The organism is Arthrobacter sp. LT660, assembly GCF_056172845.1.
In genome coordinates, this window is the sequence record NZ_CM149651.1 from 638,018 (window position 1) to 653,493 (window position 15,476).

The 15,476-nt window shown below is 69.2% G+C and carries 10 protein-coding genes; 2 read left to right on the forward strand and 8 right to left on the reverse strand.

The genetic code is table 11. The features are described from left to right. Positions 1-4: 4 nt before the first annotated feature. The 7 genes from AC0QSG_RS02975 to AC0QSG_RS03005 all read right to left on the reverse strand — a co-directional run bounded on the left by AC0QSG_RS02975 (position 5) and on the right by AC0QSG_RS03005 (position 11,330). Positions 5-2,578 carry a ComEC/Rec2 family competence protein gene (locus AC0QSG_RS02975; protein ID WP_475376604.1) on the reverse strand — a complete coding sequence of 858 codons (2,574 nt, stop codon included), beginning with the start codon at positions 2,576-2,578 and terminating at the stop codon, positions 5-7. Beyond that, on the reverse strand, positions 2,575-3,348 hold the full coding sequence (locus AC0QSG_RS02980; RefSeq protein ID WP_475376605.1) for a ComEA family DNA-binding protein: 774 nt from the start codon (positions 3,346-3,348) through the stop codon (positions 2,575-2,577). Before AC0QSG_RS02980 ends, AC0QSG_RS02975 begins: the two co-directional genes overlap by 4 nt. Positions 3,349-3,449: 101 nt before the next feature. Then, on the reverse strand, positions 3,450-4,439 hold the full coding sequence (locus AC0QSG_RS02985; protein WP_475376606.1) for a DegV family protein: 990 nt from the start codon (positions 4,437-4,439) through the stop codon (positions 3,450-3,452). Positions 4,440-4,490: 51 nt separating this feature from the next. After that, complete coding sequence (leuS, locus tag AC0QSG_RS02990; protein WP_475376607.1) at positions 4,491-7,001, reverse strand: leucine--tRNA ligase; 2,511 nt, start codon at positions 6,999-7,001, stop codon at positions 4,491-4,493. A 194-nt stretch (positions 7,002-7,195) separates the two neighbouring features. Continuing rightward, the gene (glpK, locus tag AC0QSG_RS02995; protein ID WP_475376608.1) at positions 7,196-8,713 is read right to left on the reverse strand and encodes a glycerol kinase GlpK; all 1,518 of its coding nucleotides are present in this window, start codon (positions 8,711-8,713) and stop codon (positions 7,196-7,198) included. A 42-nt stretch (positions 8,714-8,755) separates the two neighbouring features. Beyond that, positions 8,756-9,484, reverse strand: coding sequence for an MIP/aquaporin family protein (locus tag AC0QSG_RS03000; protein ID WP_435726181.1), 729 nt, complete (start codon positions 9,482-9,484; stop codon positions 8,756-8,758). Between the two features lie 94 nt (positions 9,485-9,578). Further along, positions 9,579-11,330 carry a glycerol-3-phosphate dehydrogenase/oxidase gene (locus AC0QSG_RS03005; RefSeq protein WP_475376609.1) on the reverse strand — a complete coding sequence of 584 codons (1,752 nt, stop codon included), beginning with the start codon at positions 11,328-11,330 and terminating at the stop codon, positions 9,579-9,581. 156 nt (positions 11,331-11,486) lie between these two features. Between AC0QSG_RS03005 and AC0QSG_RS03010 the strand changes: the two genes are divergently transcribed. Beyond that, positions 11,487-12,557, forward strand: a complete 1,071-nt coding sequence (locus AC0QSG_RS03010; RefSeq protein WP_475376610.1) for a sugar-binding transcriptional regulator — start codon at positions 11,487-11,489, stop codon at positions 12,555-12,557. A gap of 10 nt (positions 12,558-12,567) precedes the next feature. Further along, positions 12,568-13,437: an alpha/beta fold hydrolase gene (locus AC0QSG_RS03015; RefSeq protein WP_475376611.1), complete on the forward strand. Its 870-nt coding sequence runs from the start codon at positions 12,568-12,570 to the stop codon at positions 13,435-13,437. Here AC0QSG_RS03015 and AC0QSG_RS03020 read toward each other — a convergent pair. Next, the gene (locus AC0QSG_RS03020; protein ID WP_475376612.1) at positions 13,434-15,473 is read right to left on the reverse strand and encodes a primosomal protein N'; all 2,040 of its coding nucleotides are present in this window, start codon (positions 15,471-15,473) and stop codon (positions 13,434-13,436) included. The genes AC0QSG_RS03015 and AC0QSG_RS03020 overlap by 4 nt on opposite strands. Positions 15,474-15,476: the final 3 nt, after the last annotated feature.

Below are 15,476 nucleotides of genomic sequence, written 5' to 3' on the forward strand. Positions count from 1 at the left end.
AATCCTATCCCCTCCGCCGGGACCGTCCGGTGGCTTCCCCCGTCGGCGTTCCGACCAATTCCACGGTGCCCCGCCCAGTGGTGCGCAGGAGGATCGTGCCGTTGAGGTCCGTGCGGAACGTCGCCATGCCCGCGGCGTCCAGAGCGGCCAGGATTTCCGGCGCCGGGTGTCCGTAGCCGTTGTCCGCTCCAACGCTAATCAACGCGATCCTTGCCCCTACCCGTTCGATGACGTCGGTTCCCCCGTTTCTGGCGCCATGGTGGCTGACCTTGAGGATGTCCGCCCGCAGGCCTGGGTGCTCCCCGAGCAGCCGAAGCATGGCGTCCTCTTCAATGTCACCCGTTGCCAGAAGCGTTGCTCCGGTGGAGAGGGTGAAGAGCACGACCAGCGACGCGTCGTTTTCGCTGGTCGACACGGCGCCGGCGGAGGGCGAGATAGCGGACCACTCCAGGGTCCGCTCCCGTCCCTTTTCACCGGCCCCGATCCGGCGCGCCTGGTGGGCATCGGGCATTCCACGTGGGCTCTCGTCCGGGTCCGCGCCGGAATAGTACAGCTCGCCGACGCTACGCCCGCGGAAGACGCCGGCGATCCCGCCTGCGTGGTCCGCGTGCAGGTGCGTGACAAAGAGTGCGTCGACGGTGTCCACGCCGAGGCCGGACAGGCACGCGTCGACCGCGCCCGGGTCCAAACCCGTATCCACGACCACGGCGCTTCGATCCCCGGTACGCAGCGCCAGCGCGTCACCCTGACCGATGTCGCACACCGCCACTTCCCATGGACCGGACTTCGTCGGGAACACGGCAGTCGCCGGCAACGTGATGCCCGCGAGGAGCGCGATGAAACCGATGGCGGCACCGATGGCCCATCCCCGCGCACCGATTCGCGTACCCGGGAACCGACGCGCTCCCGGCACCTCCGGCGCGGGATCCGTTGGCTGGTCCACGGACCGGCGCCGGACCGTGGCCAACCATGCTGAAGAAACGGCCAACGCGGCCAGGACGGCGGCGGCCAGCTGGCCACTTCCCCCCTCGGGCCAGGGAACGGTGGCGGCGGGCAGGGAAGCCACCGCCCTGCCGACGCCGGCCACGAGGACCGAAGGCAATCCAGAGGCCCATACGAGCGGGAGCACCCAGGGTGCCGGAAGTGCGGCCAACAGCAGGGCGGAAGTCCCGACGACGGTGACGATCGGCACCAGCGGAGCCACGATGATGTTGGCGGCCACGGCATAGACGGGAAGCTCCGCGCTCAGATCAACGAGCACGGGAAGGCAAAACAGTTGGGCGGAGATGCAGATGGCCGATCCGTTGGCCAGCCAACCCGGCATGATCCGCATCAGAACCGCGGCCAGCGGACGGCCGAGAACCACGATCCCGGTGGTCGCGAGGACGGACAGTTGGAACGCGGGCTCACCGGCATACCAGGGGTTCCACACCAGCAACGCCACAACGCAAACACACAAGGAGGAAAACGCCTGCCGCCCGCGCCCGGCATAGACGGCCGTGGCGGCGACGGCTCCCATGACCGCGGACCGGACGACGCTGGGTTCGGGACGGACGAGGACCACGAAGCCCACCAGACAGGCCAGCGAGCCCGCGTAGGCGGCGGTTCGCCCCAGTCCCGTGGCACGAGCCAGCCACAGCACGGCGCCGAGTACCATGGCGCAGTTCGCGCCGCTGACCGCGGTCAAATGCACGAGACCCGACGCCTTCATGGCCGCGGACAGCCCCTCGTCCTGACCGCTGCGGTCCCCCATGACCATGCCGGGCAGGAGCGCGGCCCCGTCGGCGGGCAGCACTCGTGTCAGGTCCAGGAAGCGGGATCGAAGAGTGTGGGCCGGCCCTGGCGCGTCGTCCACTCCACGGATGCTGATCGGTCCCGTGGGGCGGATCCAAAGTGTTTCGCGCGATTCCGGCGACGCCGGAGAGGCGCGCCCCAGGCCTTCGACCACGTCCCCGTTCCGGAGGGGGCGCCCGCCGACATGGTCCGGTGACACGGCCACGACGACTTCCGTGTTTGTCCCACGCCACTGCCCCGCCAAGGCATACCGCTCCAGGGCGGCAGACGCGATCAGCGTCGTGACTCGGGGCTTTCCTGTCCGGCCGGTGCCGTCGTCCCTCTCGTTCTCGTCCGATGCGCCGAAGCGGTCGGGGTTCGCCACCGCGCGGGGATCCTCCAGCAGCCGGACGCTGAAACGCAGGGAATCCCCGTCGGCCAGATGAGCGTCGAAAACCGGATCGGTGGTGGACAGTCCGTGTCCGGCGACCGAAACCGCGGCCAGCGTCCCCCCGGCTACGAACAACGCCAGCGGCGCCCACAGGGGATGGCTCCAGGCGAGCAGTCCCCTGTTGCGCAAGAGGACCCACGCCAGGGCAACCAGCAGTGCGCTTCCGGCGCACGCAACCAGCGCCGTGGACGGGACGTCGAGCCCCACCAAGGCCGTGGCCGCAAGCCATGCGCCTGCGGCGCACCACAACGCCCTGGCGTCCAAGCCCGCGAGTTCTTCCTGTGTGCTCCCCGTGGGAGGCGGAGACAGGGCCCGGTTCGCGGTGTCGGCGAGCAGGGCGGGGATCTTCCTCATTCGAAGGCCACCAGCCCCTCGAGCCGCTCCATCATGGCCGGTCCAATGCCCGGGACGGAATCCAGCTCAGAGAGCGAGGAGAAGGGTCCGTTGCGGCCGCGATGGTCGATGATCTTGGCGGCCATGACGGGGCCGACGCCGGGAAGGCTCTCCAACTCGGCAGCGGGCGCGGTGTTGACGTTGACGGCCACGGCGGCCGACGCGGCCCCGGCACCGTGGGAACCGGCGGAATCCGGGACGCCGGTTCCGGCAGCCCCGGCGGGACGCCCGTCACCCGTGGTGGGAATCAGGAGCTGTTGGCCATCGTTCAGCACGGAAGCCAGATTGACGGCCGACTGGTCGGCTTGCGCCGTCAAGCCCCCGGCTTCCTCCACCGCCGTGGCGGCGCGCGTGCCGACGGGAAACGTGTAGACGCCTGGCTTCTTGACGGCGCCGGCCACGTGGACCACCAGGCTTCCGGCAGACGTGTCCGCGGAAGGGACGTCCGGGGATCCGCCCGGCGCGTCCTTCCCGTCGCCGGGCTTCTCATCCGTCGGACCCGCGGCGGGTCCGGAGGCAACGCCCGTCGCGGCGCTGGGAACCAGTTGGACCTCCCCGAGGCGCTCTCCCCCACCATTCGGCGGGTGGAAGAGGAGGCTGATGCAGATCCATGCCAGGGCACCCAGCAACAGGCATAGTGTGGCCCCGCGTCCGACGCGCAAGCGCAGCCGCCGGACCGGGGCCACCGGACGGGCGGTGTCCCCGCGAAGTTCCCACCGGTGACGGACCATGCCCCCACGCTAGGGATTCGCCGGGCCGGGGCGACCGACGCTGAGGCCGGTGTGGAATCCGGGGGTCTGGTGACCGGTTGTGGAGGGCGGCTCTCCGCGTCCTATTGCTCCTGTGGCTCCGGATCCTTGGGTATCGCCGAGACCACCACGGCCAAGACGCCTGCCCCCGTGTGGGCGGCGAGGACCGCCGGCAGCGGCTGGCATCTGACCGGCTGGACGGAGGATCCGGACAGTTCGTTCGCGAGTTCGTACGCGGGACCGCTGTCGCCGAAATAGTGGACGGCCACGCGTGCCCCGGCCGGGTGTCGGCCGGCATCCTCACGGGCCAGCGCGACGAGTCGAACGAGGGCGCGCGGCAGTGTCCGTACCTTCTCCTTCACCACCACCTGGCCCTCGCTCACCGCCAAAAGGGGTTTGACGGCCAAAATGGTACCCAGCACGCTGGCGGCGGCACCGATCCGGCCACCCCTGCGCAATTGCTCAAGGCTGGGGACGACGAATCCGATCGTGTTGCCCCCCGCGAGGCCGGCAACCGCGGCCACGCCGGACTCGTCGGCCCCGACCTCGGACGCGGACACCGCGTCCATCACCGAAAAGCCCAAGGCCAGTCCCACCGTCTCCGAATCGACGATGGTGACGGGAACCGGGCTCTGCTCCGCGGCCCAATGTGCCGCCTCGACGGTGCCCGAAAGCTTCGACGACAGGTGGATCGACACGACGTGTTCGAATCCGGCGTCGGCCAACGCCCGGTACGTGCGCAGGAACAATCCGGGAGCCGGCCGGGACGTCTTGACCGACTTTCCGAGCGCCAGTGCCATGGCCAACTCGGTTTCGACGTCGGCTGTGCCTTCCGTGTACATCTGGCCGTCGATCATGATCGGCATGGGCACCACGGTGAGGACCGCGCGGTGCGCCGCGGCCCAGTCGATGGGAATGGCCGACGACGAATCGGTGACCACCGCGACGCGGTGCCCCGGGGCCGTTGCGGCTCGGCCGTTCGCCACTTCGCGCCCGCGCCGGCGCAGCCGTTCAAGCCAGCCGGGCAGCCGGTCCGGTCGGCCAGGTTGGGCGAGCGCCCCGTTCTGCTCCATGGTCGTGTCCGTCCTCTTGATCGGCCGGTGTGGCGGACCCGGCTGCGGATCCTATGCCGGGACGATGTTCACGAGTTTAGGCGCACGGACGATCACGGTGCGCAGGTCCCGGCCGTCCACGGCGCGCCGGACGGCGGCCGACTCCAACGCGAGTTCGCGCAGGGCGTCCTCCGTGATGTCGGCGGGCACCTCGATACGGTCGCGCACCTTGCCCTGCACCTGCACAATGGCGGTGACGGTGTCTTGGACCAGCAGCGCTTCCTCGACGGCGGGCCATCCGGCATTGGCGACGGACGGTTCGTGGCCGAGCTGGGCCCACATGTCCTCCGCCGTGTAGGGAGCGAAGAGGCTGAGGATCACCGCCACGGCCTCGACGGCCTCGCGCACGGCCGGATCCTCCGCGCCGGGGCCCGCGTCGATCGCCTTGCGTGTCGCGTTGACCAGCTCCATGGCCTTGGCCACGACGACGTTGAACTTCCCGGCGTCGAGGAGTTCGCGCGCGTCCGCGACTGTGCGGTGCGTCGCGCTGCGCAGCGCCTTGTCGCCGTCGGACGGATCGGTGCCCACCGCGCTGGCGACGTCTCCGGCCAGGCGCCAGGCACGGGCCAGGAACTTGGAGGAGCCCGACGGCGAGACGTCCGCCCAGTCGACGTCGTCCTCCGGCGGCGACGCGAAGATCATGGTGAGACGAACGGCGTCGACCCCGAACTTGTCCAGCTGCTCCCCGAGGTCCACGCCGTTGCCCAGGGACTTGGACATGGCCTTGCCGCCGTTGAGGACCTGACCCTGGTTGAGGAGGGCGCTGAAGGGTTCGGACGCCTCGATCAGGCCGAGGTCGTGGACCACCTTGGTGAAGAACCGCGAATAGAGCAGATGCAGGATCGCGTGCTCCACGCCGCCGACGTACTGTCCGACCGGCATCCAGTCCCTAATCGCCTGCGGATCGAACGGGCCCTCGGTGTAGTGCGGGGAAACGAACCGCATGAAGTACCAGGAGGAGTCCACGAAAGTATCCATGGTGTCCGTATCCCGCTTCGCGTCGCCGCCGCACTTCGGGCACGCGACGTTGACCCACTCGGGAACCGCGGCCAAGGGGGAAGTCCCCTTCGGGGCGAGCTGTTCGCCGCGCAGGTTGTCCGGCAGGCGGACTGGGAGCTGGTCGTCCGGAACCGGGACCTCGCCGCAGTCGGCGCAGTGGATGATGGGGATCGGCGTGCCCCAGAACCGCTGGCGGCTCAGGAGCCAGTCGCGCAGGCGGAAGTTGACGGTGTGCTCACCCGTTCCGGCGGCCTCGACGATTTCAATCGCGCGGGCGATTCCGTCGGTCTTGCTCAGGCCGTCCAGTTCGCCGGAATTGATCAGTGTGCCCTCGCCCGTGGTCGCAACGCCCGTGGCGGCCGGGTCCTCCTCGCCGGTGTCGAGCACGGCGCGAACCGGCAGCCCGAAGGCCGTGGCGAAGTCGAGGTCGCGCTGGTCGTGCGCGGGCACGGCCATGATGGCGCCCGTTCCGTACTCCGCCAGCACGTAGTCCGCGGCCCAGACGGGCAGCTTCTCTCCGTTGAGCGGGTTCACGGCGTAGCGGCCCGTGAACACCCCGGTCTTCTCGCGTTCGGTGGCCTGGCGCTCGATCTCGCTCAGCGCCTTGACCTGCTCCTGGTACTCCTCCAGCGCCGGGCGCTGTTCGTCCGTGACCAGCTCGGCGGCCAAGGCGGCGTCCGCGGCGACCACGAAGAACGTGGCGCCGTGCAGGGTGTCGGGGCGGGTGGTGAATACGGTGGTCATCGCCGCGGGCTTGTTGCCCACGGCCTCGATGGCGAAGTGGACGTGGGCGCCCTCCGACCGGCCGATCCAGTTCTTTTGCATGGAGAGCACGCGCTCCGGCCAGTGGCCCTTGAGCTGCTCCATGTCCTGGAGCAGCCGGTCGGCGTAGTCCGTGATCTTGAAATACCACTGGTTCAGCGACTTCTTGGTCACCGGGGTGCCGCAACGCTCGCAGGCGCCGTTGACGACCTGCTCGTTGGCGAGCACCGTCTGGTCCGTGGGGCACCAGTTCACCGGGTGGTCCTTGCGGTAGGCCAGGTCCTTCTCGTAGAACCGGACGAACAGCCACTGGGTCCAGCGGTAGTAGTCGGGATCGGAGGTGTGCACGCGGCGGGACCAGTCGGCGCTGATCGCGTAGCGCTTGAAAGAGGCCGCCTGCGTCTCGATGTTCGCGTACGTCCACTCGCTCGGGTGTGCGTTGCGCTTGATCGCGGCGTTCTCCGCCGGGAGGCCGAACGAGTCCCAGCCGATCGGGTGCATAACGTCGTAGCCCAGCTGGCGCCAGTAGCGTGCCACGACGTCGCCCATGGCGAAGGCCTCGGCGTGGCCCATGTGCAGGTCGCCGGAGGGATAGGGGAACATGTCCAGCACGTAGCGGCGCTCGCGGCTTCCGTCGTCGAGCGGGGCGAAGACATTGAGCTTGTCCCAGACCGGCGCCCAGGTCGCTTCGATGGCCGCGGCGTCGTAGGCCTGTCCGGCCTCCTCGGACTGCCGGCTGGTGGTGCTGTTCTCGCTGGTCACTGGTGGTCTTCCTCGTTGAATCGGTGCCTCGGCGACCCGGGCCTACCCGCGGGGCGTTCAGGACAAACAAAAGCCCCTTGCATGCAAGGGGCTGCCGTACGGGGCGCGCGGTGTACTCAGCGCACCCCGTACGGCGGGGTAAGTAGGGACTTCCGTTCCATGTAGGAATCTTACCCCAGTCGCGGAGGCGGACGTCAGCGCACGTCGTCGTCGATCCAGTCGAAGGTGCGCGTCACGGCCTTTTTCCACAGTCGCATCTGGCGATCCCGCTCCTCGGGGTCCATGCGGGGTTCCCACCGCTTGTCTTCCGCCCAGTAGCTCTCCAGCTCCCCGAGGTCCTTCCAGAACCCGACGGCGAGGCCGGCGGCATACGCGGCGCCCAGCGCCGTAGTCTCGATCACCTTGGGCCGGACCACGGGCACCCCGAGAAGGTCGGCCTGGAACTGCATCAGCGCGTCGTTGGCGACCATGCCGCCGTCGACCCTGAGCTCGGTCAGCGCGACTCCGGCGTCGGCGTTCACGGCGTCCAAAACCTCGCGGGTCTGGAAGGCGGTGGCCTCCAGCGCCGCGCGGGCGATGTGGCCCCTGTTCGCGAAACGGGTCAGGCCCACGATCGCGCCGCGCGCATCCGGGCGCCAGTAGGGCGCGAACAATCCGGAGAAGGCCGGGACGATGTACACGCCCCCGTTGTCCTCCACCGTGGTCGCGAGGGTCTCGACCTCCGGAGCCGTCGAGATCATGCCGATGTTGTCGCGCAGCCACTGGATGAGCGAACCGGTGACCGCGATGGAGCCCTCGAGCGCATAGACGGGCCTCCCGTCGCCGAGCTTGTAGGCAACGGTGGTGAGGAGCCCGTTTTCGCTGCGGACGAGCTCCTCGCCGGTGTTGAAGATCAAGAAGCAGCCGGTGCCGTAGGTGTTCTTGGCATCGCCCTTCCCGAACGCGGCCTGCCCGAACGTTGCCGCCTGCTGATCGCCGAGGATGCCGGCGACGGGAACCTCGCGCAGCAACTGTGAACCGTGGACCTCCCCATAGACCTCGGACGAGGACTTGATGGCCGGCATCATCGAGCGTGGAACGCCGAAGTCGGCGAGGATCTCATCATCCCAATCGAGGGTCTTCAGGTCCATAAACAGGGTGCGTGACGCGTTGGTCACGTCAGTGATGTGGACACCACCGTCGGTGCCGCCCGTCAGGTTCCACGTCACCCACGTATCCGTGTTTCCGAACAGGAGCTCCCCACGTTCCGCCTGCCCGCGGGCGCCGTCGACGTTGTCGAGGATCCACTTGATCTTCGTTCCGGAGAAGTACGTCGCCAGCGGCAGTCCGACCCGGTCCTTGTAGCGGTCAACGCCGGCGTCCCCGGCAAGCTCGTCGACAATCGGCTGGGTCCTCGTGTCTTGCCAGACAATGGCGTTGTAGACGGGTTCGCCCGTGGTCCTGTTCCAGACCACCGTGGTTTCGCGTTGGTTGGTGATGCCCACCGCGACGATGTCGTGCCGCGTCAGGTTGGCCTTGGACAGCGCGCTTCCGACGACCTCCCGGGTATTTGCCCAGATTTCGGATGGGTCGTGCTCCACCCAGCCGGCCTTCGGGAAGATCTGCTCGTGTTCCAGTTGTCCGGTCGAGGCGATCCGGCCCTCGTGGTCGAACACGATGGCCCGTGTGCTGGTGGTCCCCTGGTCGAGCGCGATCACGTATTTCTCACTCATGTGCTTCACCTTTCGTTGTCACTTCGTTGTGTTGGGGAGGTGTTAGTAGAGGGCACCGGCGGCGAGTCCGGCTGCCGCGCCACCGAGGAGCGGTCCGACGACGGGGACCCATGAGTATCCCCAATCGCTGCTGCCCTTTCCCTTGATGGGCAGCAGCGCGTGGACGATGCGCGGGCCGAGGTCGCGCGTCGGGTTGATGGCGTATCCGGTGGGCCCGCCGAGGGAGGCGCCGATCCCGACGACCAGCAGAGCCACCGCCAGCGGACCCAAGCCCGAAGGCGTCTGCCCGAAGGAAGCAATCACGAAGACCAGCACGAAGGTACCGATCGCCTCGGTGGCCAGGTTCCAGCCGGGGTTCCGGATTCCGGGGCTCGTGGAGAAGACGGCGAGTTTGTTGGCGGCTTCCGGCTCGGCGTCGAAGTGCTGCTTGTACGCGACCCAACACGCGGCGGCTCCGAACATGGCGCCGGTGAGCTGCGCGCCGAAATAGGCCAACATGTTCAGCATGGTCTTGTCCACGCCGGGTGCGAACTCGGCGGCGTCGCCGTTCGCCATGAGGCCCACGGTCACCGCCGGGTTCAGGTGGGCTCCGGATGCCGCCGCGATGTAGACGCCCGCGAAGACTCCGAGCCCCCAGCCGAAGTTGACCAGCAGGAATCCTCCGCTGTTTCCCTTGGTGCCCGCGAGCGCGACGTTGGCGACGACGCCGCAACCGAGCAGCAGGAGCATGGCGGTGCCGAACATCTCGGCGCTGAATATGTGTAGAGACATCATTGACTCCTCGTGGTTTTTCCCGCGGCCACCGGATGTGGGGCGGGCGTGCGGGTGCCGCGGATGACTCCGCGGACCCCGGCGTTTCGGGGCGCTATGCCGGTTGGTGGCTGCCCTGGTGCGGGGCCAGCCCCCGACGCGTGCCGTTCCCGCCCAGCTGCGTGCGGTGCAACCGGAGCAGGGTGTCCTGCGCGTGTTTGATTTCATCCCGGGTCGTTTCGTCGTCCCACGCGAGATAGCGCGCCAGGACGCCCGCGGTCTCCTCCAGCATTTCCCTGGTCACTAGCCCGCGGAAAGCCAGCGAGGTGCGGCGGATGAAGATGTCGATCAGGCGGGTGGCCTGCTCCTGGGCCACGAAGTAGCCGAGTTCGCCGACCGTCAATTCATCGGTGGCGTTCAACGGGGCGTCGTTCGGGCCGCAATGCTCCAGCACGGCGTCGGCGCGCGTTCCGTGCCGCTCCAAGAGGATCTCCAGCCGACGGCGTTCCGCCAGGGAGGCCCGGGCGGCGAACCACTCCCCCAGCGACGCCGCGTCTTTCGGGTACCCGCGTCCGCCGCCGATGGCGAGGTCCTTCGTCGACACGGAACGCCGCTGGCCGGACTCCGAGAGGACGTCGTCGGCCAGGTGCTCCGCAAGCGCCCGGAAAGTGGTCCACTTCCCGCCGACGAGGGTCAGCATCGGCACTCCGTCGCCGAGCGTGCTTCTCTCGATGCGGTAGTCCCGGGAGACGAATCCGGGCTGCGTGCCATCGTGGCGCGGGAGCGGCCGGACGCCCGAAAAGGTGTGGACGATCGCATCGCGGCTGACTTCCAGGGCGGGGAAGACATGGTGGACGAGGTCGAGGAAGTAGTCGATTTCCGCATCCGTGCACACGGCGTCCCGGCTGATGTCGGCTTCGATGTCCGTCGTGCCCACCAGGACGCGGTCGCCCAAAGGATAGATCAGCACGATCCGTCCGTCCCTGTGCTCGAAGAAGATCTCGTTCCCTCCCGTCGCCTCCAGCAGTGCCGGGTGGTCCAGAACGATGTGGCTGCCCTTGGTTCCGCCCATGTGGGTCGTGGGCTTGCCGACCGACGCGTTGGTCGCATCCGCCCACGCCCCGGTCGCGTTGACGACCGTTCCGGCGCGGAACTTGAACTCCTCCCCCGTGATTTCGTCTCGCAGGACCACTCCCTCGGCTTCGTGGCGGGCCAGACTGAGGTAGTTGCTGGCACGCGCAGCGGGATTCGCCTCCAACCCCGACCTCAGAACGTCGAGTGTGAGCCGCTCGGGGTTGTGCACGGAGGCGTCGAAGTAGGTGGCGGTGTACTTCACGTCCCGGCGCAGCTGGGGTAGCGCCGCGAGGGATTTCCTGCGTCCGTGGAATGTGTGCCACGGCGTGTTGCGGGCCGTGGACAGGCCGGCGAAGCAGTCGTACATCACCAGGCCGGCCTTGATCAGCGCCGCGCCGCGTTCGGTGGGACGTCCGCTGCGGTGCGTCAGGAATCGAAGCGGCGCGCTGAGGATCCCGGAGAAGGTGGAGAAGACGGGAATCGTGGTCCGCAGCGGTTTGACATAATGCGGCGCGATGGACAGCAGCCCGTTCCTTTCGGCAACGGACTCCCGCACCAACCTGAACTCCCCGTTCTCCAGGTATCTAATGCCGCCGTGGATCATGTGGGACGAGGCGCCCGATGCCCCTTGGCAGTAGTCGCCGCGTTCCACCAGCGCCACGTCGACGCCTTGCAGCGCCAGATCGCGGAAAGTGGCGACGCCGTTGATTCCGCCCCCGATGACGAGCACGGCCGCCTCGGGACGGTCCTTGAAGTCCTGTACTTGCTGGCGGATTCGGGTGTTTTTGGGCACGCTGGGTCCTCACTGACATGGCTTTGGGGTTCTTGGCGGGGGACGTGTTCCCGTCCCGCATGAGTAGTCTTGGGAAAGGTGGACCAACACGTCAATGCGTATGCACGAATGTGCACTAATTCCAGGAACGGGACAGATTATGAGCGGCGACACACCATGAACGACGTCGGAAGTGGACGGATCGACCACGGGCGGCGGCACCCGCGCAGCCAGGGACAGGACGCCGATGTGTTGCGTGCCGCCCAGCTCTACTACATGCAGAACCTGACCATGGACGCCATCGCCCGCGAGCTGCGCGTGTCGCGGTCCACCGTGTCGCGGCTCCTGGGCAGGGCGCGCGAAACCGGGGTCGTGAGTTTCGTGGTCAACAAGGCCAGTTCGCCGACGCCTGAGTTGGAGCGTCGGCTCGCGGAGCGGTACGGGATCACCGTTCATGCCGTGCCCACCGATCGGGAGCTGAGCGAGGCGGACGTCCTGGAACGGGTCGCGGTGCATGCCGCAGGGATCCTGACGCGGCTGGTGGGTTCCGACATGATCATCGGTGTGGCCTGGGGCTCTACCGTCAGCGCGATCAGCCGCCACCTCAAGCCACATCCCACCCGCGGAACGGTCGTGGTGCAACTCAACGGATCCGGAAACGTGCAGTCGTCCGGCATCGCCTACGCCTCAGACATCCTGCAACGGTTCGGCGCGGCATACGGCGCCCGTATCGAACAGTTTCCCGTCCCGACGTTCTTCGACGACGCGCACACGCGTGAACTCATGTGGCGGGAACGGTCCATCACCAGGGTCTTGGATCTGCAGCGGCACATGGGGCTCGTCCTGTTCGGGCTGGGCACCGTAGACGCCGATGTCCCCAGCCACGTCTACCGGGGCGGCTACCTCACTCCGCGGGACCTCGAGGAAATCCGCGCCCGGGGCGTCGTGGGCGACGTCGCCACCACGTTCTTCACGGCGGACGGGGCGACGGATGCCATCGAATTGAACCGGCGATCCACCGGGCCTCCACTCGAGGTCCTGCGTCGTGTCCCCCGCAGGGTGTGCGCCGTGGCGGGCCGCTCGAAGGTACCGGCCCTCGCGGCGGCACTCGGCATGGGGCTGATCACGGATCTGGTCCTCGACGAGGCGGCGGCCGCGGAGCTCGCGGAGATCGCCGACGATCGGCACAACGACAACGACAACGACAACGACGATGGCGACCACGGCCACGGCCCCGGCTCCCGATAGGGTGGATTCCATGTCTTCCCGCCCGGACGCAACACTGGTCAGCACACACCGCATCCTGGGGGCGGACCTCAGGTGTTGGACCTACCCCGCCGCTGGCGCCCCCGCGGGAACCATCCTGGCCGTCCACGGATTCCGTGGCGACCACCATGGGCTCCAGCTCCTCGTCGACGCGCTGCCCGAGTACGCCGTCGTCGTGCCCGACCTGCCCGGTTTCGGGTACTCGACGCCGATGCGCGGCACGGCGCACGACGCGGCGGGGTACGCCGTAGCCGTCAGGGAACTGGCCGGACAGCTCGGGCTGGGGCCCTCGACGACCCTGCTCGGGCATTCGTTCGGAACCCTCGTCGCCGCCCGCCTGTTGGCCGACCATCCGGGGTCCTTCCGCCGGCTGGTGCTGGTCAACCCCATCTGCGAACCCGCGCTCGAAGGGTCCAACGCACTGATGTCCAAGGCGGCCGGCGTCTTCTACGCCGTCGGTTCCATGCTCCCGGCCGCGCTCGGCGAACCGCTTCTGCGTTGGAGACTCATCTCGGACCTCATGAGCCTGGCCATGACCAAGTCGCGCCACCGAGCGGTGCGCTCCTACGTCAAGGACCAGCACCGCCGCTACTTCAGCCGCTTCAACGGCCGGGACACGCTGCGCGAAGCCTATGCGTCCTCCATCAGCGGCACGGTGCTGCAAGTCGCGCCCCAGATCCCCGTGCCGACCCTCCTGGTCGCCGGCGCGCTGGACGAACTGGGGTCCGTCGCCGGCCAAAGGAGGCTGGCCGCGGGCTTCCGCTCCGCGGACCTGCGGGTCATCGAGGGGGTGGGCCACCTGATCCACTATGAGAAACCGTTGGAGGCCGCCGGCCACATCCGCGAGTTCCTGACGCGTTAGAGGACACCGTCGGGATCCACGCGCACGTTGACCACCGGATCGCGCTGGGCGGAGGAGACGGCCCGTTGCTTGCGCAGTTCGGCCGTGACGGCCGCCCCGTCGGCGTAGGGATAGAAGATGATCCACCGGTGGTCCCCGTCCTCCTCGATGACGGGGCCGTTCGTGCGCGCCGACGGGGGAAGGTCGAGCGAGGCCACGAAGCGGTCCGTCGCCGTGGCCGGGCCCGTTACGACGGCGGTGCGGACCGCGGGCGGCAACCCCAGTTCGCGTCGTTGGGCCAGCTCGCGCTCCGCGAAGACCGCCGGGTCCCAGCGCACCATCGCGCTGAGGGGATCCGAGGCGACGGCGGCGACCACCACGACTCCCCCGTCCTTGGAGGATCGGGCCAACGAGGCCGCTGCAAGCCAGCGGTGGAGCACGTCCTCGCCGGTGCGCAGGCCGTCGCGGGCCAACATCCGGTCTCCGTCCAGCAACAACACGGCGGCGTAGCCGCCCTCGGCGACCGGTTCGGCGCCCGGGGTCGCCACCACGACGGCGGGGCCCGGACCCACCCGCTCTCGGGGCTGCGCGCCCGTCGCGCTGACCACCGGCGCGCGCGGGAAGGCCCGGCCGAGCTCCTCCGCGGTCCGGTCGGCCCCGATAGTGCCGGCGCGCAGGCGGTGTCCCCCGCATTCGGGGCAGGTCCACACCGGCACCTGGACGCCGCACCAGCGGCAGGCGGGGACCGAACGCGCATCGCCGTATCCCAGCGGGCCGGCGCATTCCGCGCATCGCGCGCTTTCCCGGCACCGTTCGCAACGCAGGGCGGGAACGAAACCGGTACGCGCCACCTGCACCAGCACCGGCCCCGTGGACAGGGCGTCGGCGGCGGCCTTCCATGCGACCTGGGGCAGACGCGCGGCGTGCAACAGGGGGTCGCGCTCGGCCTGGTGCGAATCCGACGACGCGAGCACCCGGGGCGCGGCCGCACGCAGGGCCGCGCGCGGCGCGGCGAGCTCGGACGCCCACCCGGTCAGAACCAGCCGCTGGGCCTCGGCGCTACGGCCGTGCGCGGCGATGAGCAGTCCGCAGCCGGCCTCCCCCGCCCGGAGCAGGAGCGTCTCGCGGACATGGTGGTAGGGCGCCCTGGGTTCGGCGTGGCTCGAGTCGTGGTCCTCCCACAGCACGAGCAGACCGAGGTCGCCCACCGGAGCGAATGCCGCGGAGCGCGTGCCAACGGCCACCCTGACCTCGTTGCGCGCGGCGCGCAGGAAATTGCGGTAGCGCGGCGTCGCGCCGTCGTCGGCGGTGAGCCGGGCGTAGGAATCGGCGCCCGGCGTCACGTCGAGTGCGTCGGTGAGGCGGCGCAGGTCGCGGGCATCGGGGACGACGACGACGGCGCCGCGTCCGGAGCGCACGCAGGCCGCGACCGCGCCGGCCAGCAGCGCGGGCCAACCGCCGGGCTGGTTGGGCAGCACGCTCAGGACGGCGCGCGGCGAATCACCGGTGGCGAGGGCCGCCGTGAAGTCGGTGCCGCCGTCGTACGCGGCGAAAGGGTTCGCCGCGGTGTCGGGTGGGGTGTCGGGCACGGTGGCTGGGACCGCGCCCGGGAGGCTTTCGGCGGCGGAGTCGCGGGGCTCGCGCTCCACGCGGGCCATGCGCGGTGGAACGGCGCTCCGCACGACGTCGGCCACGGTGCCCGCGTAGCGTGCCGCTACGGTCTGGCACAGCCGGAGCACCTCCGGCGTCAGGACCACCTCCGCGGAGACGACCTTGTCCAGCGGTTGCAGCCGGACGCCCGGCTCCGCGTCCGCGCGGCGCTCCACGATGAACCCGGGCAGGTCCTGGCCGCCGAAACGCGCGCGCACGCGGACGCCGGCGCGCGCCGTCTCGGACAGCGCGGCGGGGACCAGGTAGTCGTAGAAACGATCCAGGTGCGGCACCTGGGTCTCCAGCAGGACGCGCGCCACCGGTAGGACCGCCGCGGCCTCCGGAGTGCCGGGCAACGGCTTGCCGACGTCGAACCCCTGCAGCAGCGAGGGCTGGCGCGCCTCCACGAA